This is a genomic window from Paenibacillus silvae (genome assembly GCF_014639235.1).
Lineage (GTDB): Bacteria > Bacillota > Bacilli > Paenibacillales > Paenibacillaceae > Paenibacillus > Paenibacillus silvae.
On the sequence record NZ_BMFU01000010.1, the window covers coordinates 112958 to 138441 of the forward strand.

Annotated in this window: 23 protein-coding genes; 3 read left to right on the forward strand and 20 right to left on the reverse strand. The window is 48.1% G+C overall.

The features are described 5' to 3' along the window. Positions 1–17: 17 nt before the first annotated feature. The 12 genes from IEW26_RS24300 to IEW26_RS24355 all read right to left on the reverse strand — a co-directional run bounded on the left by IEW26_RS24300 (position 18) and on the right by IEW26_RS24355 (position 16628). Positions 18–1718 carry an ABC transporter substrate-binding protein gene (locus IEW26_RS24300; protein WP_111268358.1) on the reverse strand — a complete coding sequence of 567 codons (1701 nt, stop codon included), beginning with the start codon at positions 1716–1718 and terminating at the stop codon, positions 18–20. A 398-nt stretch (positions 1719–2116) separates the two neighbouring features. Then, entirely contained in the window at positions 2117–3802 is a 1686-nt protein-coding gene (locus IEW26_RS24305) for an ABC transporter substrate-binding protein (RefSeq protein ID WP_188594240.1), read from the reverse strand. Positions 3803–4004: 202 nt separating this feature from the next. Next, a complete protein-coding gene (locus tag IEW26_RS24310; RefSeq protein WP_110898418.1) occupies positions 4005–4907 on the reverse strand; it encodes a carbohydrate ABC transporter permease in 903 nt (300 codons plus the stop codon). A gap of 14 nt (positions 4908–4921) precedes the next feature. Next, positions 4922–5905: an ABC transporter permease gene (locus tag IEW26_RS24315; RefSeq protein WP_188594241.1), complete on the reverse strand. Its 984-nt coding sequence runs from the start codon at positions 5903–5905 to the stop codon at positions 4922–4924. 293 nt (positions 5906–6198) lie between these two features. Next, positions 6199–9177 (reverse strand): glycoside hydrolase family 2 protein, encoded by a 2979-nt coding sequence (locus IEW26_RS24320; RefSeq protein WP_188594242.1) that lies wholly within the window; start codon positions 9175–9177, stop codon positions 6199–6201. 160 nt (positions 9178–9337) lie between these two features. Continuing rightward, positions 9338–10906, reverse strand: a complete 1569-nt coding sequence (locus tag IEW26_RS24325) for a response regulator transcription factor (protein WP_188594243.1) — start codon at positions 10904–10906, stop codon at positions 9338–9340. Then, positions 10899–12689 carry a sensor histidine kinase gene (locus IEW26_RS24330; RefSeq protein WP_188594244.1) on the reverse strand — a complete coding sequence of 597 codons (1791 nt, stop codon included), beginning with the start codon at positions 12687–12689 and terminating at the stop codon, positions 10899–10901. Before IEW26_RS24330 ends, IEW26_RS24325 begins: the two co-directional genes overlap by 8 nt. Positions 12690–12919: 230 nt before the next feature. Next, positions 12920–13342, reverse strand: coding sequence for an OsmC family protein (locus IEW26_RS24335; RefSeq protein WP_090924948.1), 423 nt, complete (start codon positions 13340–13342; stop codon positions 12920–12922). A 202-nt stretch (positions 13343–13544) separates the two neighbouring features. Next, complete coding sequence (locus IEW26_RS24340; protein WP_145405987.1) at positions 13545–14291, reverse strand: amino acid ABC transporter ATP-binding protein; 747 nt, start codon at positions 14289–14291, stop codon at positions 13545–13547. Positions 14292–14306: 15 nt separating this feature from the next. Then, on the reverse strand, positions 14307–14951 hold the full coding sequence (locus IEW26_RS24345) for an amino acid ABC transporter permease (protein ID WP_017692207.1): 645 nt from the start codon (positions 14949–14951) through the stop codon (positions 14307–14309). A gap of 31 nt (positions 14952–14982) precedes the next feature. Continuing rightward, positions 14983–15855 (reverse strand): substrate-binding periplasmic protein, encoded by an 873-nt coding sequence (locus IEW26_RS24350; RefSeq protein WP_145405986.1) that lies wholly within the window; start codon positions 15853–15855, stop codon positions 14983–14985. Between the two features lie 140 nt (positions 15856–15995). Next, entirely contained in the window at positions 15996–16628 is a 633-nt protein-coding gene (locus IEW26_RS24355) for a TetR/AcrR family transcriptional regulator (RefSeq protein ID WP_188594245.1), read from the reverse strand. Positions 16629–16849: 221 nt separating this feature from the next. Between IEW26_RS24355 and bacA the strand changes: the two genes are divergently transcribed. Continuing rightward, positions 16850–17662: an undecaprenyl-diphosphate phosphatase gene (bacA, locus tag IEW26_RS24360; RefSeq protein ID WP_111268349.1), complete on the forward strand. Its 813-nt coding sequence runs from the start codon at positions 16850–16852 to the stop codon at positions 17660–17662. A 139-nt stretch (positions 17663–17801) separates the two neighbouring features. On the opposite strand, the gene IEW26_RS24365 is transcribed toward bacA, so the two are convergent. Beyond that, a complete protein-coding gene (locus IEW26_RS24365) occupies positions 17802–17984 on the reverse strand; it encodes a hypothetical protein (protein WP_188594246.1) in 183 nt (60 codons plus the stop codon). A gap of 78 nt (positions 17985–18062) precedes the next feature. Continuing rightward, complete coding sequence (locus IEW26_RS24370) at positions 18063–18953, reverse strand: LysR family transcriptional regulator (protein WP_188594247.1); 891 nt, start codon at positions 18951–18953, stop codon at positions 18063–18065. Between the two features lie 200 nt (positions 18954–19153). Between IEW26_RS24370 and IEW26_RS24375 the strand changes: the two genes are divergently transcribed. Beyond that, complete coding sequence (locus tag IEW26_RS24375; RefSeq protein WP_268237075.1) at positions 19154–20044, forward strand: DMT family transporter; 891 nt, start codon at positions 19154–19156, stop codon at positions 20042–20044. A gap of 107 nt (positions 20045–20151) precedes the next feature. Here the strand turns inward: IEW26_RS24375 and IEW26_RS24380 are convergent, their stop codons facing one another. The 6 genes from IEW26_RS24380 to IEW26_RS24405 form a co-directional block, all read right to left on the reverse strand. Then, complete coding sequence (locus tag IEW26_RS24380; protein ID WP_110899450.1) at positions 20152–20478, reverse strand: thioredoxin family protein; 327 nt, start codon at positions 20476–20478, stop codon at positions 20152–20154. A gap of 106 nt (positions 20479–20584) precedes the next feature. After that, positions 20585–21493, reverse strand: coding sequence for an aldo/keto reductase (locus tag IEW26_RS24385; protein WP_145406064.1), 909 nt, complete (start codon positions 21491–21493; stop codon positions 20585–20587). Between the two features lie 178 nt (positions 21494–21671). After that, on the reverse strand, positions 21672–21860 hold the full coding sequence (locus IEW26_RS24390) for a hypothetical protein (RefSeq protein ID WP_111273603.1): 189 nt from the start codon (positions 21858–21860) through the stop codon (positions 21672–21674). Beyond that, positions 21847–21993 (reverse strand): hypothetical protein, encoded by a 147-nt coding sequence (locus tag IEW26_RS24395; protein WP_188594248.1) that lies wholly within the window; start codon positions 21991–21993, stop codon positions 21847–21849. The genes IEW26_RS24390 and IEW26_RS24395 overlap by 14 nt, the downstream gene beginning before the upstream one ends. 230 nt (positions 21994–22223) lie before the next feature. After that, complete coding sequence (gene gpmA / locus IEW26_RS24400; protein WP_145405983.1) at positions 22224–22967, reverse strand: 2,3-diphosphoglycerate-dependent phosphoglycerate mutase; 744 nt, start codon at positions 22965–22967, stop codon at positions 22224–22226. A 75-nt stretch (positions 22968–23042) separates the two neighbouring features. Beyond that, complete coding sequence (locus IEW26_RS24405; protein ID WP_145406063.1) at positions 23043–23597, reverse strand: DUF420 domain-containing protein; 555 nt, start codon at positions 23595–23597, stop codon at positions 23043–23045. Between the two features lie 411 nt (positions 23598–24008). On the opposite strand from IEW26_RS24405, the gene IEW26_RS24410 reads away from it, so the two are divergent. Next, entirely contained in the window at positions 24009–25199 is a 1191-nt protein-coding gene (locus IEW26_RS24410; RefSeq protein WP_188594249.1) for a cation:proton antiporter, read from the forward strand. The last annotated feature ends 285 nt before the right edge of the window (positions 25200–25484 follow it).

Genomic DNA, 25484 nt, shown 5'->3' on the forward strand with positions numbered 1-25484 from the left:
AAGCCTGACGATACCTCTTATTTCACGTCTTTCCCTGTCCACAGGGATACACGATCCTTGATCCAGACGGTATATTGTTTTTCCATTTCCACTGCCCCGGCTTTATCCAGTTCAGCCAGCAGTCCATCATACAGCTTGTCGAATTGATCCGGCTTCGCCAGAATTGCTTCAGGAATTCGTTTACGGATGATGTCCTGTGTTTTTTGGAAGGTGACATTGTACTCCGTATCAGAAGGCACAGGCATGTTATATGCTGCTCCCCAATCCTTCAGCTTCAGGTCTTTTTCAGAAGGGAAGAAGTCCTTCCAGGTTGTAATGCCATAGGCCTTCAACGTTTCCTTCTCAGCTGCTGTATATCCAGCCTGAATCTGCTCAGGGAAGTTGGTTGTGTAATAATTGTCTGTCGAATCCTTCACGCCATCACCATATCTGGCACTGAAAATGCCATACATTCCGATACCGGACTCTTTGGTAAACGCCGAGTTATCATTGATTTTACGATCCTGAACATCCTCAGGTACGATGCGTTTCCCATTTTCAACCTTGTAGTGCTGGTTCTCGACACCCCAGTTTCTGAGCACTTGACCTTCGTCAGAAGCAAGCCAATCCATGAATTTAATAATACGTACCGGGTCTTTTGCAGACGTTGTAATACCAATACCGTAACCGTCAAAGCCGGTTGGCTGGAACGTATGATCCACAATGTCTTTGTTCAAGGATACGGAGAAGTGCGCATAAGTGCTGTCATCTTTACCTGCTGATTTCAAAGCATTCTCGGCTTCGCCATAGTTCCATTCCTGGTCAATCAGACCCAGCACGCGGCCGCTGGCAATTTTGGACTTGTATTGGTCATCCTTTTGCACAAAGGTATCTTTATCCAGCAGGCCCTCGTTGTACATTTTGTTCAGCCAGCGGAAGTATTCCTTCTCCTCCGGACGTTTGTAATGCAGCTTCGCTTCATACGTCTCGGGATCAATATAATATTCACCATCGTCCGGTGCGCCCGTTGCCTGGAAAGCCGGATTTGTAACCGTAATCATAATCTTCCAATCGTCTGCATTCAGCGTGAGCGGAATGGTGGGCTGACCGTCAATGGTCGGATGTTTCTCATAATAGGCTCGCAGCACGTTCTCATAATCTTCGAGTGTTTTCACTTCAGGATAACCGAGCTCTTTCAGCACTTTCTGCTGGATTTCGAATCCGCCTGTAGCGTCAAATACGACGTTGTCTACTCCCACGTTCGTTGGAATCGTATAGATCGCCTGATCTTCGTTACTGTATTTCAGTCGGTTCATCTGGTCACCGTAGATTTTCTTCAGATTGGGCGCATGCTCCTCAATCAGATCGGTCAGATCGAGCATTGCACCTGCATCCACCAGCTTCGAAAGGTTTCCTTTAGGATAGATAATATCAGGGTAGTCACCACTGGCAGCCATAAGCGGAATCTTCTGTTCGCCACCATTATTTACGTCAAACTCAGCTTCAATTGTTACTCCTGTTGCTTTGGTAATCTCTTGCCCGACAGCGTCTTTCATGTTGTTCCAGTTCGGACTAGCGTCTGCGCCAAAGAATGTAAGTGTGATCGGTGTCGTTGTGTCCCCCGCGTCCGCCGGTTTTTCTGAAGCTGTTTTCTCTCCGCTACTGCCGCATCCTGCTGTAATAGCCAGCGCGCTGGCTAACAGAAGCATTGCAAATGTTTTTGGTGATCTGCCCTTCATGTATAATCCCCCTTTTGGATAAAATGAAGCTGTGTATTTGTACATCAGGCTGTGCCTGCTTATACCGTCATTCGGGTGGATCCTGTGATATTCTCAGATTCAATAAAATTAAAAGCGCTTACTTGTTTCAATTGAAGAAGGGGTTACATTTTGACCTTAATGATTAACGATCTTTGTAAATGTCCAAATGTGTTCATTATCTTTGTTTTGGGTAAATAAGTATATCATTGTACAAGTTTTGTAAGTGCTTTCACAGTTGTATCATAATATCATAAAATACCCTTGTCAATAGCTAACATAAAATTTCTAAAACGGTTTCACTAAAACGTTTTCTGTATAAAATAAACCCAATGTTCCGGGTTTTATTTTATTTTCAAAATGGACAAACGTATAGCTCTCTATCTCAGTTTATCCTTCCATAAATGAACGCGATTTCGTATGAGCGCTGTATATTGTTTTTCCATTTTTTCTGCTCCTGCCTGGTTCAGCTCTGTAATCATGCCATTAAAAATCACATCAAATTGCTCGGGTGAGCTGAGCACCGCTTCGGGAATCCGTTTGCGAATAATGTCCTGTGTTTTCTGGAATATGACCATATACTCGGAGTCGCTTGGTGCGGGCATGTTGTATGCTGCTCCCCACGGTTTAACCGGGAATTGCTCTTCGCTAGGGAACAGATCCTTCCATGTCGATGCACCGTAGGCTTGCAGCGTTTCCTTCTCTGCTTCGGTGTATCCCGCTTCAATCTGTTCAGGAAAGTTGGTCGTGTAATAATTGTCCGTGGAGTCTTTCACACCGTCTCCATACCGTCCGGACATATTTTTATATAATCCAATTCCAGACTCTTTCTGGAACTTGGACGCATGATTCGTTTTCTGATCCTGAACAGCCGCAGGAATTACCCGCTTGCCTTCCTTGATCTCATAATGCTTGCCCTCAATGCCCCAGTTCATCAGAACTTGACCTTCCTCCGAAGCCAGATAATCAAAAAACTTGATCGTTCTCACCGGATCAGGATTTGCTGTAGTGATGCCTACTCCCCAGCCCGATACAAAACCGGGATTCTGGAAGGAATGATCTCTCATCTCTTCGGACAGAGTGACCGGGAAATGGGAATAGGCCGATTCTGCTTTGCCCTCTGATTTCAGTTCGTTCTCCGCATCAGCGTATCCCCAATCCTGATCAATAACTCCCAGTACACGTCCACTGGCAATTTTGGATTTATACTGGTCCGATTTCTGGACAAAGCTCTCCTGGTCAAGCAAACCTTCGTTGTACATATGATTCAACCAGCGGAAGTACTCCTTTTCCTCCGGGCGTTTATAATGCAACATCGCTTCATAGGTTTCAGGATGGATATAGTATTCACCATCATCCGGTGCACCTGTTGCGAGAAATGCCGGGTTGGTGACTGTGATCATAATTCTCCAGCCCTCTGCATCCAGCGTTAACGGAATGGTGGGCTGACCGTCCGTCACAGGATGCTTCTCACTGTAAGCTCGCAATACATTTTCATAATCCTGAAGGGTGCGGACTGGAGGGTAACCAAGCTCTTTCAGTACTCGATGCTGAATACCAAATCCCCCGCCTGCATCAAAATAGGTCTGGTCCACCGCATAATACGTCGGCAGCACATAGATTGCCTGATCTTCATTACTGTATTTCAGCCGATTCATGTAATTACCATATAGCTTTTTCAGATTGGGAGCGTATTGTTCAATGAGGTCCGTCAGATCCAACATTGCCCCAGCCTCCACCAGCTTGCTTAGCTCCCCTTTGGGTGACACGATATCGGGGAAGTCTCCGCTAGCTGCCATCAGGGATATTTTGTCCTGTCCCCCGCTCACATCAAACTCTCCGTTCAGGGTTACCCCTGTTTTGGCTGTAATAACCTTGCCAACATCATCGTTCATGCCATTCCAGTTCGGACTCGGATCTACACTGAAAAAATCGAACGCAAGTGGAGACGGTACTCCGCTAGTATTCGTAAGTGACGTTTTACCGCCGACGCCTCCATCACAGGATGTAATCAAAAGTAAAGCTAGAAGCGGCCCCAGTGCGACCTTCATTTTAGAACTGGACATAATGGTAATCCTCCCTATTTCATACGTCTGTCTTATACGGAACTGTTCTGTTCCTCTCTTAGCTTCCTGTATTATCCCTGCCGCCACACCTGAAAGTTTTAGCGTATGGCAGCAGCCGGGATATCCTGAGCTTCTCTATATAAGTACTCTATTATAGGTTTACAATCCATTATTAGGCCAGTCTTTACATCTGCATCAAGGTCTATGCTTTTACCGCCCCAAGTGTCATACCACCGACAAAGTATTTTTGCAGGAATGGATACACGATCAGAATAGGAACCGTTACAACGATGGTAATCGCCATTTTGATGGATTCCGGTGAGATTTGTGCCATCTGCTGCGCCATATCATTGGCATTCCGTCCGGCTCCCGAGCCTTGCTGTGTACTTTGCAGCACCTTCATCAGCTCGTATTGCAGCGTAGTCAGATGTGCCTTCGAGCCATTATACAGATACGTATCGAACCAGGCATTCCACTGACCTACAGCCAGGAACAAAGCGATTGTGGCAAGTACCGGTTTGCACAATGGAAGAATAATGCGGTAATAGATTGTAAAATCATTGGCACCGTCCAGCTTGGCTGATTCCTGCAAGGCATAAGGCAAACCGTCAATGAATGAACGGATAATAAATACGTTCCAGGCGCTGATCATACCAGGCAGTACGTATACCCAGAAGGTACCGATCAGATTCAGGTCACGCATCAGAATGTATACCGGGATCAGACCCCCGGAGAAATACATTGTCAGCGCCAACGTGGTGGAAACAAATTTTCGAAGACCGAAATCAGGTCTGCTCAGTGTAAAAGCGATCATGGATGAGCTGATCAGACCGAGTAGTGTACCCACAAGGGTACGCATAATAGAGATTTTCAAACCTTGCAGCAAGCCGTCATATTGAAAAATCGTCTGATAGTTCTGCAGCGTAAATTCGCGCGGCCACAGATAGATTCCACCACGTACAGTATCGGCCGAGTTATTCAGCGAGATCGCCAGTACGTTAAGAAATGGATACAGTGTTACAACCAGCACCATGGTCATCGCGAGGATATTGAATATATCGAACACTTTGTCGCCCCGTGTGGCATTGAATGCTTTGTTCGCCATAATGTCTCCCCTCCCTACATGATGCTTTCTTTGGTGAATTTTTTGAACAAGCCGTTTGCCGTAAACAGAAGGATGATGCTGACAACGGAGTTGAATATACCAATTGCTGTGCCATACGAGAAACGCCCCATATTCAAACCGTAATTGAGCGCATATAGATCAAGCACCTCTGAGTAATCGAGTACCAGACTGTTCTGGAGCAGGAACTGTTTCTCGAAGCCGATGCTGATCAGATGTCCGATGGACATGATGAACAATACCGAGATAGTTGTCCGAATACCTGGTAATGTAATATGCCACATCTGTCTGAAACGGTTCGCACCGTCCACACGGGAAGCCTCATACAGCTCCTGGTCAATCCCCGTAATGGCTGCCAGATAGATGATCGCATTCCAGCCGGTTTCCTTCCACATATCTGAAGCGGTCACAATGTACCAGAACAAATTCCCCTTTGCCATGAACTGGATCGGCTGATCAATAATATTCAGACCAATCAAAAGATCATTGACAATCCCGCCATCCGTGGACAACATTTTGGTGATAATGCCCGCCACAACAACCCAGGATACAAAGTGAGGAAGGTAAGATACGGTCTGTACAGCCCGTTTGAAGAACATACCTCTCATTTCATTCAGCAGGATGGCAAAAACAATCGGCACGACAAAACCGACGATCAGTCCCATCAAGCTCATCGCCAGTGTATTACGAAGCACCAGATAGAATCGGTCATCACTGAACAATTCTGCAAAATGTTTAAACCCGACCCACTGCTGATCTCCGAAAGACCTGGCCGGTTTATAGTTTTGGAAAGCCATCGTCCATCCCCACAGTGGCAGATAGTTAAATACGAAAACCCAAGCTACGAATGGCAATGACATCAAATAAAGATACTTCTGTTGTTTGATTCTGTCCCAAACTCCGTTTCGCCGCTGCTTCAATGGCGGTTTGGGGTCACTGCTTCTTTTCGCGGAAGCGGATTTATTTGTTAGCGTTTCCATCTCCGTTCCCCCTCCTCTGTTTTTATAAAATAATCATAATCGATAGAGCGTTTCCAAAATACCATCTGGATTTTAGAGAAAATCATATAGAAATTAGATATTCCCCTTTAAAACAAGACATTAGACCGTTAAAATTAGTGATAATTTGAACTAACCAACGCACACGAATACATATAAAGGAAGATATGATTATTAATTACTATAAACCGAAAACGTTTTTTAGAAATCGTTTACCTTTGTTTCAGGGCATATCAAAAAGAGACCTTCTCAGGTCCCTTAACATGCTCCCTTTTTTATAAGGTAAATTGAATGGGTTGAAGCTTGAACATACCTAGTAACTGAGCGGATGTGATCGAATGTTCCGGCTTGAACTGCTCTCCGCGCACATAAGTCAACATTTCTTGAAACAGGAACGCCGCTTCCGGTCGTTTCATCAAGGCTGTGTCTGTAAAAGAAAAAGAGGATACCAGCAACCGGCCCTTCCCCGCTCTGGCCTCGAATGCATAGGCCAACCGTTTGGCCCGGTGAAAATGATCCACCACTTCAATCAGCGGTGTAACGTCCTGCATGGTGTCGAGGCATAGTGCAGGCGTTCCGTTCACCAGATGATACCAGTGCCAGTCTGAAGCCCCATCCTGCGGAAAAGCACCAAGCATCGGCGTTTCTTGCTCGATATACATCCCCATCGTAGCTCCAGGCTGCGTGGCAAACATGAGATAATTCCAGAACACCGGGAGGTATTTCGTTTCCACCGGATCATACAGATCCTCGGCAGCTGGCATAAGCCAAACCCTGCCGCCATTCAAGAGATAATCCAGTACATTTGAAGTCAGCGACTTCACAATCACCAGGTCATGCTGGCCTTGTTTTAATAAACGGTAACCATCCACATGGTCCACACGATCAGCATATGATTCAACCAGCAGAGGCTGCAGCTCCTTCACCGTGTTCCAGACCCTTCTCATCTCTCCATGACGTTCTCTATCCAGTATCATCATCGGAAACGACCAGCCATGCCAATCATTCCGAGCCACCAGAGTATGGGCATCCGAAACATTATCGTATCGCAGCTCCGCTTCTACTCGAAATGCAGCTGCACCCGTGCCCGGCGCGTTTGCGTGAATGCTCCCCAGAGAGATGACCGAGCCGCAAGAGATATCCCCGTACCTCCACATTCCTTCAGCAAGTGTCACTCCATCTTCATCTGCACCCGCATCTGTAACAACCCTCCAATGGACAGCGGCGTTCTTTAACACCCTTTTGCCATAATGGGATATGCTCACATCGATTTCAATCGCTTCTCCGGCGTAGTATGTCCGCTCCCTGGAACCTAGAAGTATCACTACATCGGCATTGAATTGTTTAACTTCATCCGGTGTGGTAATTCCTTTACTATCCCAGAACACATCCAGAAAACCGGTTGTAGCATGGCCCTGCCCTGGAAAATCACGAATATCCAGCAGCTGAATGCCCGCAGCATCCGATGTTCTTCTTACGCGCTCCATGGCTTCTTTCAGCGAGCGCATCAGATGTGTGCCCGTTGCCTGCTGATACTGCCCCAGCTTGCTCATCATGCCTTTGCGAGAGAGCGATTCTTCAACAGGCTCTAACCACGTAGGCCGAAAAACTCCTGTATACTTTCGCCTCTCCTGAGGACGAACATACATCGTAAACTGCGCATGCTCATGCCCGATAATCGGCTGTGAAGCAAGCCTTGTAACTGAATGATAATCCAGCGTAGTATCCGGCATAGCGGAGAGCACGGATTCCAGCGGCGGATGCCAGTTGAAGGATTGAATATAATAGTCGGCCTCTCGTCCCCGTGCCGGAAGCTGTCCAAAGCCTGTATTGTCTGTGTACAGTCGGGAAGGGTCCTTCTGTCTTGCTCTGTCGAGCATTGCATTCAGCTCAGGATGTCCGTTTGCCCCAATGAGCTCATTGCCAAGGGAGAACAGCACAAAGGAAGGGTGCCCATGGAGTGTCTCAAGCAGCCGATCCAGCTCCTGGATCAGATAGGTCTGTATTTCAGGAGGAGCAGGAACATCTCGCTGCTCAAAAAAGCGTGACCAATGAGGAAGCTCGGCCTGCACCAGCATACCCACCTCATCGGCTGCCTCCCAGAACGGTTCAGGCGCACTCCACCCGTGTAATCGTACATGGTTGAACCCGTAAGACTTGGCTATGCGAAACTGCCGGACATAGTGGGCAACCTCCCACACGGGATAACCTGTCAGCGGAAAGATGCAGCAGTCTACGTAGCCGCGCAGAAAAACGGGCGTTCCGTTCAGCACCAGCTGTTTACCTCTCGCCGTAAACGAACGCATGCCAAACCGCTGCTCTACTTGGTCGAGCTCCTGATCAACCTCTTGCAGCCGAATAACGGCCCGGTACAAGGCAGGATGCTCATCCGTCCAATCTGCGATGGGATACTCGGCATCCAGTGCAATCTGTTGTGAAAATGGCAGCAACACCGTATCCGGCCCTGTATCGTTGTCACTCCCATAATCACGCTGGACTGCACCTGATGTACGTTGTTCGTGCTTTAATGCCAGATGCTCACACTTGAGCCATGTGCCGTTCGGATGCTGTATATCCAACCGAAGCTTGAGGGATGCAGCTGCGGACGGATCAGGTACACTTAATACACCATGCACCTCTATTGTTCCGCTATCCAGGTCAGGCTCAATTCGAACCGTATGCACCCGGCATAGTGGAAGCCTTTCCAAAAATGCTCCACCTGTAATACCACCCCAAGCCGTAGCCGTATGCAAAGAGTGAATATGACTGCCGGCCAGAGCAAGCTTCATCGTATTATCCACCCAAATCTCGATCCGGTTGATCTCTCCAGGCTTGACCCAAGGCGTTACTTCCCACGTATGTTCCGTCAACAGACTATCCCGTTCTCCAGCGTCAACGCCGTTGAACCACAGCCTGGAAGTCCATCGCACGCCTTGAAGCCTGAATACATAGTGGCCGCCGGTTTCATCAGCCGGGATATGGACATCCTGAGCGTACCAGGCCGAGCCCTCATATTCACGAACTTTGGTCCACGTGTCCATCCTTGCATATTCCGGCTCTTCCCCGTATCCCTGCTCCTCCCATGAACCAGGAATCTGAATGGTATTCCATACGGTATCCTGCCGGTTCGGGGGGCTGTAATGCTGTGTGCCTCGCTTTTCCCTCACTACTTCAGCCTGCCCAGCCAACTGGAACTGCCAGGTTCCGTTCAAGTTTATCGTGTAACGTGCAGCAGCTACATCCGGTCGATTCATATATCGCAGCCATCCCTTCATCTGGACTCTTGTACACTGTACAATCAGTCTACGGTGTATAATCCTGCTTAGACCATTGCTTATTGCGGGAAGTACATGGACTATATTATGAAGCCTTCGTATTATTCATCTGGTGCTGCCCTTAACCCTTTAGGCCAAGTCAAGACTGCGATCTGGATTGTTTATACGCTGAAGGGGACTCTCCTACATACTTCTTGAATTTACTGTGAAAATAGTCCACGTTCGCATATCCCACTCTTGCAGCGACCTGATGAACCTTTAACCCTTCGTCAAGCAGCGTTTTGGCTTTTTCGATGCGCACCTTGTCCAGAAAGGCGTTAAAGTACTCGCCGGTATGGTTTTTGAACAATTTTCCCAAATAACTGCTGTTGTAATTAAACACCTCGGCCAGAACCTCAAGCTTCAGATTCTCACCGGGGTTACGCTGAATGAATTCAATCATCTGTTTCATCACGGTGTCCTTGCTGCCGCCGCCCATGCGCTGAATCAGACGGTTCAAATGTTCTGCCGACATCGCTATAAGATCAGCTATCGTCAACTGATGGTATACCTCGTTAATCAGCACCGAGTGTTCCTGCATAATGGACTGCATCTGCTGATTGGCAGCAGCAAGCTTGTTGAAGGCAAGTGAGAACACTTGCGAAAATGCAGTCTTGATCGCTTGCTCTGTCCAGTGGTGCGTCACCAGACGCTCCTGCATCTCCCCAAGCACACGCATGACAGATTCACTGCTGCGAATATCCAGCGCATAATACAGCTTGTCCGCCAGTTCTACCTCGTCAGGCTCCTGTAAACCATCTGCCTCCGCAGCCGAATGGTCTTTATGCTCACCCCGCGGAGAGATTCGGCCTTCTTCCCAGCGTTTGATCCGCTGTTCTGTGAACAGGAAACGTTGGGCAAGCAGGCTGCTCGCTTGTGTATACGACCTCGCAATCTCCGCGGTAGACTGCACAGGCTTCCCGGCAGCCGCATACATCTTCACATCCCATTCGGCCAGCAAGGTTTGCAATTCATCGTAAAGGCTCTGTGATGTGGAATTCTGATCAACTATCTCCTGTGTTAACAGACCCAGTCCCGAATGGAAGGAAAATACGATGCCCCGCTGCTTCTGATCAAAGGCCTCCACCAGCTTGCGTTTTATTTCATTGCTCCGCTGCAGGTCCGGCGCTGCATGAATCTCCAATAAGATGACTTGATACTGCGGCCAGTGCAGGCCAAGACTATCCGTCTCAACGCCGCCTTCACCCTGAAGAGAGTCATACAGCAGCGCTTCAATCTGATGCTCCCTGTACGCTGTATCTTCTCCCGCATAGCGAGCCAGCGCCTCCCGTTCCTGGTTAAGCTGCACAGCAATACGCTCAAGCTCCGCAATAATCTCGTCTTCATCCACCGGCTTCAGCAAGTATCCGTCCACGCCGAAACTGATTGCTTTTTTGGCATAGTCAAAGTCAGCGTATCCGCTCAGAATCAGAAAATGCGCATCCGGATGCTGCACGCGGAGCTCCTCGATGACCTCCAGGCCCGTCATGCCTGGCATCCGTATATCAATAATGGTCAGGTCAGGCAACATCTCATTGAAATAGGCGATGGCCTCCCGCCCGCTTCCGGCAGTAGCCATAACCTGAAAGCTGTATTTTTCCCAATCGATAATCGTGGTCAGTCCCTCGCGAATGCTCGGTTCATCATCGACCAACAATACTTTATACATGCTGGTTCCCCCCTGCTGGCAAGGTGAAAGAAACCTCTGTTCCTTCCCCGTACATGCTGTTAATCTGTAACCCGGAGTTGTCCCCGTACGTCAAAGTCAAACGCTGATGCACATTGCGCATCCCGATCCGGCTTTTTTCCTCTTCCTCAGGGCCGCTGACAAACCGCATGACCTCTGCAAGCCGTTCCGGCGTGATCCCCGCTCCATCATCCTTCACCTTCACTCGAACCATACCATCCTTCATACAGATGTGAATATGCACTTGTACCTGTCCTTCTTTGTTCTCCAGTCCATGCACAATGGCGTTCTCTACAATCGGCTGAATGATCAACGGCGGGATATACATCTTCTCCACCATGGGGTCGAGGTGTATCTCAAACGCCAGTCTGTCTCCATACCGGAATTTCTGAATCTCCAGATAGGAACGCACCATTTCCAGCTCCGCCCGGAACGTTGTTTTGCCGCTGCCAATCTCCAGACTCTTGCGCATCAGTTTGCCAAGCAGCCTGACGATATTTGCAATCTCCGCTTCTCCCTTGATATGAGCCTTCATGCGAATCGATTCCAGAGCATTAAATAAAAAATGAGGATTAATCTGGCTGGCCATCATTTTCAGTTTAATCTCTTTCTGCGCGATTTCCAATCGGTTGTTCTGCTCGGTCGTTTCGACCACCTGAGTCATCAGTTCGTTAATACTCTTCACCATATAATTAAACTGGCGTGACAATTGCCCGATCTCATCATTTCCGTCAATGCGGGAAGTAACGTTCAGATCCCCAAGGGCCAGCTTGTTCAGATGTTTACTGAGCCGAAGCAGTCGGTTTGAGGTCAGAAAAGAAATAATGTACACCAGCAGCAGCGCGATCACCAGCACAAGCGTAATAAAAATCATGCCGATCTGACTAATCTGATTTGCATCCTTGACGATGTTTTTGGTCGCAAATACGGAGATGACCTTCAGCTTGTTAAAGCTTGATCCCGGACCCAGTTCATCAATGACGATGTTGGACGGTTCCCCTTGAAAATCAGCTTCAATGGTGCCCTTGGGCTGACTCTGAAGGTCGACGCCAAAATCAAGCTCATCCAGCGTTTTACCGACCAGTTCGGTATTTTTGGCTGCCACAACGTATCCCTGCTCATCCGTGATCAACGTCTCGAACTGCTCCTGACGCAGTAAACCGTTAAGCTCCTCCTGATTGATTACAATCATCAGCACACCTTCGGTCTTATACTCGGCAAAAGGAACCTTGCGCACCAGACTAAGCCGGTGAACCGGATTTTCTTCGTTGCCAGGAATATAAAACCAGCCAATGCTCGTTGTTTTTAGCGCCTCCTTGTACCAGTAACTCTCCTTGGTGCGCTCATTGACCGGGATAAATTCAAGATTGTTAATCAAAGTCGAATTCGTCGAGTAAAATCGGATGCCGGCAACTTCACGGTACAACCGCCGATATTCCTGAAAATCCTTATAGGCGAGATATGCCGAGGTCAGCTCCACCACACTCTTGTACCGCCGATTCACGATCTCCTTGAGATCGGTATTAAACATAAGCATATTGGAGATATCGGTAGGCACACGCAGCATCGTGGCTGTCTGGCTTTTGATTTTGTCCACATTGATGATGGTCTGCCCAATCGCATTATCCAGTGCCTGCTGACGGAAGTAACTTGTGACAGCGAGACCGATAATGAGCACGGGTATCATGACAACAAGCACGTAGGAAATAAGCAATTTATGCTTTAATTTGAGGTCGTTTGTAATTCGAATCAGCCGTTTTAACATATCTGCACCTTCCGTCATCTGTATAAGCGCTTACAACTCTGAATCAACAGCAACAGGCTTCTTCGTACCTGCGCATCCATCATACCACATAACAGCAGCATTCAATCTGACATAAATAAGGTCATACAGGTTTGCGTTGTGAATGCAAAAAAGGCACTCCCGTGGTTGGAAGTGCCTTTAAGCATTCTGTAATTGAACAGAACAGAACTATGCGCAGTTATACGTGTCGGTTAAGGGCGAGGTGTGCTTACACCGTTAAGAATCAGCTTCGGATGAATATCTGCGCTGAGCGATGCCGAAACGGCGCAGTATTTCTCTTCTGCCATCTGAATGGCTTTCCAGATCCGGTAATCCGGGATATCGCCGTCTACTTTAAAGATCAGATCAATGGACGTGAAGCCTTTGGGCATGTCCTCACTGCGAGTACCTTGTGCTTCGATTTCGATTGAGTCAATTTTGTCCAGAAAAGCATCCAGAATCATCGTAATGTCGATCCCCATGCAGCCGCCGAGTCCAGCCAGCAGCAGCTCCATCGGTGTTGCCCCCTGGCTATCTCCACCATAAGCTGCCGTAGCATCCATGCCTACAGCATACCCTGAGGGTCCTTCGGAGGTAAACGCGCGTTTTCCCTTCCATACTGTTGTTACATTCATGATGTTTTCCTTCTTTCTATAATTAGTTTACACATACACTCCGATGACAGAACAACCTTCCACTCACCCTTATCCCCAGATTTTTTTGTTTCCCTTTTAATGGGAAAATCCGGTGATAAATGTGACCGCTCCGCTTTTTCAGGTTTTTTCTGTCCTCTCCGTTAACGTGTAAAAAGTATTAAAGAATGATTTTAGAGGCAACTTAAAATTCCGTGATCTGCCGCAGGAATTGGCGTGTGCGCTCTTGCTCCGGGTGTTCGAAAAAAGCTTCCGGGCTTGCTGTCTCCACAATGGAGCCATCCGCCATGAAAACAATTTTGTTCGCCACATTCCGAGCGAATTTCAGCTCATGTGTCACGACCAGCATGGTCATGCCTTCCTGTGCCAGCTCTTTCATCACCGACAGCACCTCTCCAACCAGTTCGGGGTCGAGGGCCGAGGTGGGTTCGTCAAACAGCATCACTTCCGGTTCCATCGCCAGTGCCCGTGCAATGGCTACGCGCTGCTGTTGTCCACCGGATAAACGGGAAGGATAAGCGTCCTGCTTATCCGACAGACCTACACGATCCAGCAAAAGCCGTCCGCGCTCGGCGGCTTCGTCCCGTTTGATTTTTTTCACCGTCACAAGACCTTCCATCACATTTCCAAGCACCGTCTTATGCGGATACAGGTTAAACTGCTGGAACACCATGCCGGTCTGGCGGCGAATCTCCAGCACGCGGGCACGTTGAACACGCAGCGGATCCGCGCTGTTTACCACAATGCCGTTCACTTCGATCTGTCCGCCGGACAACTGTTCGAGTCCATTGAGACAGCGAAGCAGTGTGCTTTTGCCTGAGCCGCTCGGACCCAGCAGTACAACAATATCTTTGGCATCCACATGCATATCGATATTGGTCAGCACTTCATGATTTTGAAAACGTTTGGTCAATCCGGTTGTTGTAATCATCGCTTCTCTCCCCCTCTAGTAAGCCCGGGCCAGCCGGCGCTCCACTTGCTCCAGAATGGCCGAGAAGCCGATGCTCATGATCCAGTAAATGACTCCGATCGCCAGATAAAATGGCATGTTCAGCGCATACTGGGATACCAGAAGCTGTGCAGAACGCAGCAGCTCCGTAACACCAATCGCCGCCACCAGCGATGTTTCCTTCAGCATGCCGATAAAGGTATTGCCCATCGGTGGAATGGCAATGCGCACCGCCTGCGGGAAAATAATCCGTCTCATCGCCTGTGCCGGCGTCATGCCGGTTGCATATGCCGCTTCTGTCTGCCCTTTCGGCACCGCCTGAATCGCCCCGCGGAACGTCTCGGACAGAAACGCTCCGGCATTCAAGCTAAGCCCCAGACAAGCGGCCGTAAGCGAACCAAGCGTTACACCATAGTCGACAAGCCCGTAATAAATAACGAATAATTGCACCAGCAGCGGGGTGCCCCGCATGATGGATACATAAAATCTGGCGATCAGCCTTAACCACATCGGCCCTTTAAGACGGGCAATGGCAACCAGCACCCCGATGATAAAGGCAAAAAACATGGAGATCACCGTAACATAAAGCGTATAATAAGCCCCCTTCAGAAAGAAGGGGATGTTTTCAAATACCAGTTCCATGGATCAAACTTCCCTTCGCCTTGCCGGTTCATTATTGCGCAGGCTCTTCACCAAACCATTTTTTGAAAATCGTATTGTACGTACCGTCATCCTTCATGCCTTTCAACGCATCGTTCAGTGCAGCTACAAGCTCAGGGTTGTCCTTGCGCACCGCGATCCCTGCCTGGTCACTCTTGATGGCTTCGCCTACAGCTTTGATTTTGAATCCATTCGCATCAACGATAGGTTTCAAAGCATACAGGTTGTTAATTGTTGCATCAATCCGGCCTGCATTCAGGTCTTTCAGGGATGAGATGACATCATCGTACGTTTTGATTGTAAAATCTCCGACTTTTGGCAGCACTTCGTTACGCAGGTATGTTTCATCGTTTGTGCCCAAGCCTACACCAATCGTTTTACCTTTGAAGTCTTCGAGCTTTGTAATATCGTTATTGTCTTCTTTGACAATGATTTTCACCTGATTGGTGATGTACGGATCACTGAAATCCAGCACTTTTTTACGGTCATCGGTAATCGTCATCTGGCTGATGATGGCATCCAGCTTTTTCGCTTGCAGACTTGGTGTCAGACCCGAGAACTCCTGGGATACAAATTCAACCTTAACTCCGAGACGCTTCGCTACTTCACGCGCGATATCGGCATCAAAGCCGTCCATTTCCTTCTTGTCATTCAGGAAGTTGTATGGACGATACGTTCCCATCATGCCGACTTTGATGACACCTGCAGATTTAATCTGCTCCAGCTCGTTGCCGCCAGACTGGGCTGCATTGTTTGTATTGCCAGCGTTCGTATTCCCATTATCCGCAGCCTTGCTGCCGCATGCGCTAAGTACAAGCACAACCATGAGCAGAATAGCGGTGAGGGACCACCCTTTGCGAATTTTCGATCCGTATGTGTTATTCATGACGTTAACTTCCTCTCATTCATCTTATGTTCTCTTGGTGATTCCATTATTCCCTGTGACTGGCTTAATCATGTGAAGAAGTGTGAATGTGCACCTTTTACCTTTTTGCGTGAAAAATAAACCACCGGCCTTACCGACATCTATGTACCCAGCAGGCCGTAAAATTCAAAGCTTGCCGCCTCTGCCGCCAGAGCACGAGCGTCCATCTCCGGGAATCGGCTGTGCAGCTCCGCCGAGCCGAATAACCAGCGCGAGATCATACCTTCGATCATGCTTACCAGCAGCGCTGCTCGCAGCGGAACATTCATGTCTGCCGGCAGCATGCCTAGTTCAATCGCTCGCTCCATGTTGTGGCGGAACGCTGTTTCCACCGCATTGCGTGTTTCTTCAACCAGCTTCTGTACGGAGCTTTCGGTCACGATTCCCTTGAGCAGCAGCTCCATAAAGTACCGATTCTCCGCAGCAAAGGTGAACAGGTCAGTGAACAGCCTCTCCGACGCCTTCACCATATCCTCAACCGATCCGGCATCCTTGCGATACCCTTGTCCGATCGACTCAAGCAATTCCTCCTTGCCTGTTACCAATATCTCAGAGGCAATTGCTTCCTTGCTCTTGAAATGCCAGTAAAACGTTCCTTGAGCGACTCCGGCTTCACGAACGATATCGGAAATTTTCGTCTGATGATACCCTTGCGTTGCGAACCGTTCCATTGCTATGCGTATAATCTGGTCCCGACGCTCTTCTCCGGGCTCCAAACCGTTGATTTTCGTCATACCTGAATGTCCTCCCGATTGATTAGTCAGTCAGTTAATGTATATCCTATGGGATAACTAGGGTTTTGTCAAGATCGTTTTAAAAAGCGGGTTACACGCATAGAGTTGAAGTAAAGGACAAATCTGAGCATAATAGAGGATAGTCTTGTTCGAAAGGACAGACATCGTCATAGCAGGACAGGCCATAGCGGCTGTCATCTGCAATTCAAGGAGGAAGAACATTGGACTTTATATCATCCATTATTATGGGCATCATCGAAGGTTTGACTGAGTTTTTGCCCGTGTCCTCAACCGGACACATGATTCTGACAGCTCATCTGCTGGGTCTATCAGAGGACAACGAGTCAGTCAAAACGTTCGAGGTGGTTGTACAGCTTGGTGCTGTGCTGGCTGTTGTTGTACTGTACTGGAACAAATTCATTGATATGTTTCGCTTCACCGGGGGCAAAAGGCCGTATTCCCGCCGCCTCAATCTGGGACATATCATTCTGGCGATGGTTCCTGCTGTCGTCATCGGACTTGTGCTGCGGGACTGGATCAAGGCGCACCTGTTTGGTCCGGAAACCGTACTGTACAGCCTTGTGATTGGTGGTATATTGATGATCGTTGCTGAACGCTGGAGCCGTAAAAGCTCACGCATCACAACCCATGACGTTGACGATATTACCTACAAGCAAGCATTTGCCGTAGGTATGTTTCAGATTTTGGCGTTGTGGCCAGGCTTCTCCCGGTCCGGCTCCACGATATCAGGTGGTTTGTTTGCCGGCATCAGCCGGGTAGCTGCGGCAGAGTTCACCTTCCTTGTGTCCGTGCCAATTATGATTGGTGCTACAGGATATGACCTGTACAAAAGCATCAATCATCTGAACAGCGATGACTTTGTTATCTTTGCCATCGGTTTTATTGCTGCGTTTATTGTGGCTATGCTGGCGATCAAGACGTTCCTCTCTATTTTGAAAAGATTGAGTCTGACGGTCTTCGCTATCTATCGCTTTGTACTGGCAGCGGTATTCTTCGTAATCCTGATGATGTAATTTGATATCAATCAGATCAGATGTTTTAACCAAAATGGCGGCTCTGCCTTCCTCACAGGAAGGCAGAGCCGCCATTTTGATATGATGCCATATGTAGATTAACCTGATAGATCATGCCATGTTCAGGATGTTCGACCCGTTATTCCCATGGATCAGCCTGAACACTTCTTAGCTTTTTACGCTCCTTCAATCTGCCCATCCAGCGATATCTGTTCTGTTTCTGTTCGTGTAACAATTGTTTGACACCAATCATTAGCAAACGGTATCTGCGTTCATCATTGTGGCTTAATTGATGCATTTCCTCTAAAATCTCTCTGCTCATGACGTTCTTGTTCACTCCAATATTCAGTTTGTTCTATAAGTATACAGAACGATACTGAACAAATTCTAAACAAGACGCTTATTCCGGTCGTGCAAACAATTGTAATGCCGTTTCCACAAACAAACGTGAAGCCGGGGAGGCCTCCGAAAAGGAAGGTACAGCAAGCTCAACGGGGCGATAGGCTTTGGGCTCCGTTGGCAGAGCTCTGACACCAGGTGGAAGCCAGGATAACGAGATAGCAGGTAATATAGCTGTTCCCAGTCCCTGTTCAATCATATTAAGACATGTATTGACGTTATGCACGACGAAGCCGATGCTCAGTTCTGCTTCTGCACGTGCAAACAGATCTACAATGGGCATCTCATAACCGCCGTTGCAGATAATCATCGACTGCCCGCTCAGCTTTTTCACATGCAGGATGTCCTGATCTGCAAACGTCTCATTCTCACGAAATACAGCAAGCATTTCTTCGTGATACAGCGGCATCGTTTCATAGTTTAGCTCTGCCGCCTCCTGCTCCGTTGCAATGATTAAAGCAACATCAATAACACGCGAGCTCAGCCACTGCTGAATCTCCATAATGTTGCCTTCATGCAGCTCAAACTCGATCTGCGGGTAACGATCTCGAATAGATCGGATAATTTTGGGCAGCAGATGGGCTGAGGACATCGGAAAAGAACCAATGCGAATCGTTCCGATCTCCAGTCCCTTCTCAGCGGCAACAACCTGCTGCACCTTATCATACTGCTGTAAAATCCTGCGGAAAATGACCAGTATTCGCTGCCCCACGTCAGTCAGCACAATACCGTTACGCCGATCACGAATGATCAGCGATACGTCCAGTTCATTCTCCAGAGCGGAGATAGCACGGCTGACCGCAGGCTGTGTCATATTCATCTCCTGGCCAGCTCGTGTGAAACTTCCCGTCTCGGCTATTTTAACAAACAGCTGCAATTGTGAATTATTCATAACAGATTTGGTATGCTCCTTATAAATAACATGCATTTCAATTATTACGTTTGTTATTGTATCATGGAGAACACGGACGATCAACGACTGGCAGATACAGGGCCGAAGAAACATCCGAATCGGATAGATACAGGTTAAGAGCTGTGCCGCTCTTGCGGGGCACACAGGCTTTTCCATATCACTTGAAGGAGAGATTATTTGTGACTTTATCACGTGCAAAAGCAGGCTGGATCTTGGCTTTTCTGGTTCTCATGTGGGGAATCAACTGGCCTCTGACCAAATATGCTTTAAACTATACACCGCCCCTCCTCTTTGCAGGCATGCGGCTGCTGATTGCCGGGCTGGTCCTTGGCATTTATGCATTTCCGCGATACAAAACGCTTCAGATTCGGAAAACATGGTACATTTATGCCATCTCTGCAGTACTTAATATTATTTTCTTCTATGGCTTTCAGACGCTCGGTCTGACGGAAGTGCCGGCAGGACTGTTTTCTTCCATCGTATTCTTGCAGCCTGTCCTGCTCGGCATTGGAGCGTGGCTGTGGCTGGGTGAGACAATGTATGCCATGAAAATCATCGGATTAGTGCTGGGCTTTACAGGTGTAGCAACGATCAGCATTGGGGGCATGACTGGCAAAGTATCCCCCGAAGGTGTCATGCTGGGCTTGTTCAGTGCCATCAGCTGGACTGCAGGCACCATCTATATGAAGAAAACTTCAGCCAAGGTGGACGGAATCTGGATGACAGCCATTCCGATTCTTATTGGCGGGGTGATTCTGACGTTAACGGGCACGGCAACAGAGAGCTGGAATGCGATACAATGGGTACTGCCTTTTGTGCTGGATATGCTGTTCATCTCTGTGTTTGTCATTGCTCTCGGCTGGCTTGCGTTCTTCAAACTTGTCAGTTCCGGGGAAGCCAGCAAGGTGGGCTCCTTCACATTTCTGATTCCGCTGATTGCTCTGCTGTGCAGTGTGCTGTTTCTTGGAGAGTCAATCACCGTCAACCTGATTGTCGGACTGATCATGATTATTGCGAGTATTCTGCTCGTCAATCTCAAGTCCAAAGGAAGTAAAGTAGTTAAGCTGTAACAGCAGTTAAGCAGTGTTAGTTTTACGGTGTCAGTTAAACAGTTGAATTTTAAAACCCCTGCTCTGTCACAAGACAGGCAGGGGTTTTGGATATGCATGACGATTTTTTATACTTTGGACTCAAGTGTCTCCAGGTACTCGGAGATTTGAGCAGGCGTTTTGGCCCATTTGCTGTGCAGATGTGCCAGCTTTTTGCCGTTCTGGAACACGAGCAAACTTGGGATGCCGCGCACACCATTTTCGTCAGCAAACGGCTGGAATTGTTCTGCATCCAGTGCGTAGAAGGATTTATCCGTGTGTTGGTCAATGACATCTCCGATAAATCGGTCAAGGTTTTTGCAGTCCGGGCACCAGGTTGTATCAAATTTGATGACAGTCAAACCGTCGGAGTTGATCAGATCACGATATTGCTGTTCGCTTTGTATTCTTTCCATTAGGGTTCTCTCCTTAGGGTAAATATTATTTGTTCAGGCTCACTCAAGCTGCTGCCTGGCTCTATTGTACCTCGATTAGTTACATTTGAAAATAGGTCTCCGTTCTTCAGCGATGCTGCGTGTACCGATTAGCAGGGTGATGCTCACGAATCATCTGGATCTCTGCTGCGGTAAGCGGTGCCGAAGCAGAAGCCGCAATGTTGTGCAGCAGCTGCTCTCTGGAGCTGGCACCCGGAACAACAGCTGCCACAGCCGGATGCGAGAGCGCATAACGAATGGCCGTCTGTGCCATGCTTCGGTTATCTGTGACCAGCCTAGCGAGTCCTTGGCGAATATGCTGCAGCTGCTCTGGCGTATAGTCCAGGTAACCCTTGTCCACCTTCGCCGCTCCCGAGTCAGCCAGTACACCACTGGCTACCGGGCCACGAGCGATGACACTGATTTGATTTTGCTCCAGTAAAGGTAATACTTCCTCTTCTGCTCTGCGATCCGCCACGCTGTACTGATTCATCACACTCACAATGGATGATTTCCCTACATATTCACGAATAACATTCGGACGGATGGAAGAGATGCCGTAATATCGGATAAGCCCCTCCTGCTTCAATTCCTCAAACGCTTCAATCGTCTCATCAATCGCATCGTCCAGCGTGCCTCCATGCAGCTGATACAGATCAATATAATCGGTTTGCAGCCGCTTTAGACTTTCGTGAACAGCCTGCTTGATATAAGCCTTGGATGGGTCCCATGACCAGCCTTCCTTGCCAGGAATACGGCGATTGCCAACCTTGGTAGCCAGAATCACCTGATCGCGTCGGCCTTTGATCGCTTGTCCCACAATTTCCTCGTTACGGCCTGCATCATATAAATCCGCTGTATCCAGAAGATTGACCCCACGATCCAGCGCTTCATGAATCAGCTCTACCGCCGGTTTCACTTCCGTTCCAAGCGACATACAGCCCAGTCCGATCTCACCCACCATCAAGTCGGATGTGCCCAAGCGATTTTGTTTCATGGATGTGCTCTCTTTTTTCATAAGCGTCTCTCCTCCCCATACGTTCTGCAAGTATTCATTGTATCATTCTTCCTGGCAAAAATCGCATATAAGCACAGTATGCCACAGCATATAAAGAAAAACCCGAAACAAGTTGTCCCGGGTTCTGCTTCTGTTTGCTCCATTTCTTGTCCCTGCCTTACTCTCTCCACTCCCGGTGCTGATTGTTAACCTCAACCCGAGGTCTGGCACTGCGGGCCGAGGATGACCCATTCTTTTTGACCATATTGGATACGGTACTGATTACTTTATCCCGGGCCTGTTTATTTCTCATCAGATACGTTACGCCAGCTCCGATCGCCGTCATAAGCAATTTACGTTTTGACATGCTGCTCTCCTCCTTGACCATTCGGATTCATGTACATCGTGTCTTGTTTGAGTTTTACCCGCTCTGGAGCAAACGAAACGATAAACCAGGCTGCCTTTGAAAATAAAATCGTCCCTTCTCTGCATTGCATCATGCTCAGGCGTATCTCTATAAGTTGAAATAAAGATTTTACACAATCCACTCCGTTCACGTGCAAATATATCGTTCAACTTATATAGAGTCAAAAAAGATGATTACCCAATAACTTCGGTAATCATCTTCTGGAAACGCGTTTTTTTATTATGTTCAAAAGTAACACGTTATATCGCATCGCTTCATGAAGATTATACCTACATAACGAAGCATAAGGAGCGATGCTCTCCCTTAATCTGACGGCGTGGCTACATGCTTCATCTCATCATGCTGATAGGTGGAGCCATCGGCCGTCAGGTAAAAATGACCTGTCGGGTGCAGCTCTTCGTTCAACTCATAGACCAGCGGAATGCCAGTCGGGATGTTGAGCGCCATCACGTCTGCTTCGGACAATTGGTCCAGATGCATGACAAGTGAACGGAGCGTATTGCCATGCGCGGAGATCAGCACCCTTTTTCCCGAAGATACCATCGGTTTAATCTCTGCATTCCAATATTCCAGCACTCGCTTGGACGTATCCATCAGGTTCTCTGTTCGCGGAATGGTGCAGCCCAGGCGCTCGTACTTGTCCAGATCCCGGACATATCGCTCGTCGCTTTCTTCCAAAGCCGGTGGAGATACGTGAATGGAACGTCTCCATTCGTGAACCTGCTCTTCCCCGTATTTCGTGGCTGTTTCCTGTTTGTTCAGACCCTGCAGCGCTCCATAGTGACGTTCATTCAGCTTCCACGTCTTCGTAATCGGAATCCACATCAGGTCCATCTCATCGAGTGCAATATTCAAGGTCCGAATCGAACGTTTCAATACCGAGGCGTAGGCGCAGTCAAAATCAAACCCCTGCTCCCTCAGGATTTTGCCCGCCTTGCGCGCTTCTCCATATCCATCCTCGGTCAGATCCACATCCGTCCATCCGGTAAAGCGATTTTCCACGTTCCACATGCTCTGTCCATGACGAATCAACACGATTCTGTACATCACGTGAATCCCCTTTCCTGTGCGGAACTTTCGAAACATAATTCATCACAATAATTATTTATGACATGATAGCAATTAATAATAGGGTGCCATCATCAGATAAACCACAACACCTGTGGAGCTTACATACAGCCAGATCGGCATGGTCCAGCGTGCGATTTTGCGATGCTTCTGCAGTTGGTTGGTCCAGCCCCATACCAGCGTGAACAGTGCCAATGGTACGATCAGCGCAGCCAGTATGCTGTGTGTAATCAAAATGAAGAAATAGATGCTGCGAACGATGCCTTCGCCGCCAAACTTGGACGTTTCCGGGGACAGATAGTGGAAGGTCAGATACGTCACCAGAAACAGCAGCGTGGTTGTAAAGGCTGCCAGAATAAAACGTTTGTGCAGCTTGACATTACGCTTGATAATCGCGATCAGCGCAGCCAGCAAAAAGATAAAGGTAAAGCTGTTAAATACGGCATTAAAGCGCGGAAGCACGGTAATGTCAAAGGCGAGCTCGCCTTTGTAACCGATGGATGGTGCGAAAAACAATAACAGGATAATAACGTTAGCAAGAATGGAGATGGTAATAATGATGCCTGCAAAATTTTTATTACTGGTCGGGGCCGTCTGATTGGATGGCATGTTCAGATCCCCTCTTTCCTTTTTAGCCAATGCAAAATCCTCCTCATATCCTAACTTTCTATGTTCTATATCATTATATCGCGGCGATTCAGGGCTGTTAAGTGACAACACTCTGAACAAAAAAGGCTGTCCTTACGTAGAATTGCCCGTTTAAGGCGATTTTCATCCCACTTGGCCCAAGCACTATTTTACCTAGAGCTCCAAATGTGTTATAATTAATGTACTTAATCACATACGCACGGATACGGAGGAGCCTGTCACCAAGGGCCCCTCTTTGTCTTTTTTAGGCATGGGACGGTAAAGGGTTATCGTTGTTCTATGCCTTTTTGTTTTGTTAAAGGGTTAGACGGGGTTATTTTACCTTGGAAGGGTTATTCTAAGTATGCTGCGAACAGAGAGGAGAAACCGTCTGTGGAATTTATATTTGTTCTTGCCCTTATCCTGATCTTTACCAAACTTGCGGGTGATCTGTCGGTCCGATTAGGTCAGCCGTCGGTGCTGGGAAAACTTATTGTAGGTGTTGTGCTTGGACCCGCCCTGCTGGGCTGGGTTGAAAAAACTGATTTTGTTCATTACATGGCCGAAATCGGGGTACTGCTGCTGATGTTTATTGCAGGTCTGGAGACCGATCTGGACCAATTGAAGAAAAACTGGAAGGCTGCATTCGCTGTGGCGGTAGGTGGAGTTATTTTACCTTTTATCGGGGGGTATGGATCGGCTATTGCTTTCGGCATGTCGCAGACTCATGCACTATTTTTCGGATTGTTGTTCTGCGCCACCTCAGTCAGCATTTCCGTCCAAACATTGAAGGATATGGATCAGCTCGGCTCACGCGAAGGCACGACCATTCTGGGGGCCGCCGTTGTCGATGATGTGCTTGTCGTTGTGCTGCTTGCGGTTATGATGAGTCTGCTCGGAACCGGCGGCGGAGATGTTTCCATCGGCTTGCTCATTGGCAAAAAGCTGCTGTTCTTCGTGATCATCATTGCAGCCAGCTGGCTCGTTGTTCCGCGTATTATGAAATGGATGGCCCCGTTGCGGGTAACAGAAACGGTCATTACCGCGGGTTTGATTATCTGTTTTGGCTTCTCTTACTTCGCCGAGTGGATGGGTGTTGCAGGCATTATCGGAGCATTTGCAGCAGGCATTGCTATTTCTCAAACCGGCTTCAAACATGAAGTCGAGCAAAAAGTAGAGCCGATTGCCTACAGTATTTTTGTTCCTGTATTCTTTGTTAGCATCGGACTTAACGTGACCTTCGAAGGTGTTGGCTCTCAAATTTGGCTGATCATTGTTATTAGCTTCGTGGCTATTATAACCAAGCTGCTTGGCGGCGGTGCCGGTGCGCGTTTGACCGGATTTGACCGGTCTTCTTCAATCGCGATTGGTGCAGGCATGATCTCCAGAGGTGAAGTTGCACTGATTATTGCCTCCACTGGGCTTGCCTCAGGCTTGCTCGATGCTGAGTATTTTACCAGCGTTGTGATCATGGTCATTATCACCACACTGGTCACCCCACCCCTGCTCAAAATCACGTTTGCCCGCAAAAAAGGAGAACAACGTGTCGAACGCGGAATTGAAGAATCTCATCTTAACGGATGAGGCAGACTTGATGATGGCGCGTAGATGTGCGGGGTGTTAGGGTGTTTGTTATAGGGCCGGAATCACGGTTATCGTGAGGGTGAGGATGAGGATGAGGAACGTAATTACTGCTTTCGTGTGAATCGTTTACGTGTAAGACGATGATTACAAAATAATTGATGTTGCCTCCTCACGGTGTGCGCTGGGAGTAGCATCTGTACATGGTGTAAGTTATAATCGTTATGAAGAGAACTGTGTAATACTACAAAATGAAATATGATTGCCGGTCGTGAAGCACACGCCGCT

Excerpts from the sequence above, each read along its gene's own strand:
- IEW26_RS24405 (WP_145406063.1), bottom strand. The coding sequence starts at position 23,597 with ATGCCATCCAATCAGACGGCCCCGACCAGTAATAAAAATTTTGCAGGC.
- IEW26_RS24325 (WP_188594243.1), bottom strand. The coding sequence starts at position 10,906 with ATGTATAAAGTATTGTTGGTCGATGATGAACCGAGCATTCGCGAGGGA.
- IEW26_RS24350 (WP_145405986.1), bottom strand. The coding sequence starts at position 15,855 with ATGAATAACACATACGGATCGAAAATTCGCAAAGGGTGGTCCCTCACC.
- IEW26_RS24355 (WP_188594245.1), bottom strand. The coding sequence starts at position 16,628 with ATGACGAAAATCAACGGTTTGGAGCCCGGAGAAGAGCGTCGGGACCAG.
- IEW26_RS24305 (WP_188594240.1), bottom strand. The coding sequence starts at position 3,802 with ATGTCCAGTTCTAAAATGAAGGTCGCACTGGGGCCGCTTCTAGCTTTA.
- IEW26_RS24345 (WP_017692207.1), bottom strand. The coding sequence starts at position 14,951 with ATGGAACTGGTATTTGAAAACATCCCCTTCTTTCTGAAGGGGGCTTAT.
- IEW26_RS24395 (WP_188594248.1), bottom strand. The coding sequence starts at position 21,993 with ATGATGCAATGCAGAGAAGGGACGATTTTATTTTCAAAGGCAGCCTGG.
- IEW26_RS24335 (WP_090924948.1), bottom strand. The coding sequence starts at position 13,342 with ATGAATGTAACAACAGTATGGAAGGGAAAACGCGCGTTTACCTCCGAA.
- IEW26_RS24310 (WP_110898418.1), bottom strand. The coding sequence starts at position 4,907 with ATGGCGAACAAAGCATTCAATGCCACACGGGGCGACAAAGTGTTCGAT.
- IEW26_RS24320 (WP_188594242.1), bottom strand. The coding sequence starts at position 9,177 with ATGAATCGACCGGATGTAGCTGCTGCACGTTACACGATAAACTTGAAC.
- IEW26_RS24315 (WP_188594241.1), bottom strand. The coding sequence starts at position 5,905 with ATGGAAACGCTAACAAATAAATCCGCTTCCGCGAAAAGAAGCAGTGAC.
- IEW26_RS24330 (WP_188594244.1), bottom strand. The coding sequence starts at position 12,689 with ATGTTAAAACGGCTGATTCGAATTACAAACGACCTCAAATTAAAGCAT.
- IEW26_RS24370 (WP_188594247.1), bottom strand. The coding sequence starts at position 18,953 with ATGAATAATTCACAATTGCAGCTGTTTGTTAAAATAGCCGAGACGGGA.
- IEW26_RS24385 (WP_145406064.1), bottom strand. The coding sequence starts at position 21,493 with ATGAAACAAAATCGCTTGGGCACATCCGACTTGATGGTGGGTGAGATC.
- IEW26_RS24365 (WP_188594246.1), bottom strand. The coding sequence starts at position 17,984 with ATGAGCAGAGAGATTTTAGAGGAAATGCATCAATTAAGCCACAATGAT.
- IEW26_RS24380 (WP_110899450.1), bottom strand. The coding sequence starts at position 20,478 with ATGGAAAGAATACAAAGCGAACAGCAATATCGTGATCTGATCAACTCC.
- IEW26_RS24300 (WP_111268358.1), bottom strand. The coding sequence starts at position 1,718 with ATGAAGGGCAGATCACCAAAAACATTTGCAATGCTTCTGTTAGCCAGC.
- IEW26_RS24390 (WP_111273603.1), bottom strand. The coding sequence starts at position 21,860 with ATGTCAAAACGTAAATTGCTTATGACGGCGATCGGAGCTGGCGTAACG.
- gpmA (WP_145405983.1), bottom strand. The coding sequence starts at position 22,967 with ATGTACAGAATCGTGTTGATTCGTCATGGACAGAGCATGTGGAACGTG.
- IEW26_RS24340 (WP_145405987.1), bottom strand. The coding sequence starts at position 14,291 with ATGATTACAACAACCGGATTGACCAAACGTTTTCAAAATCATGAAGTG.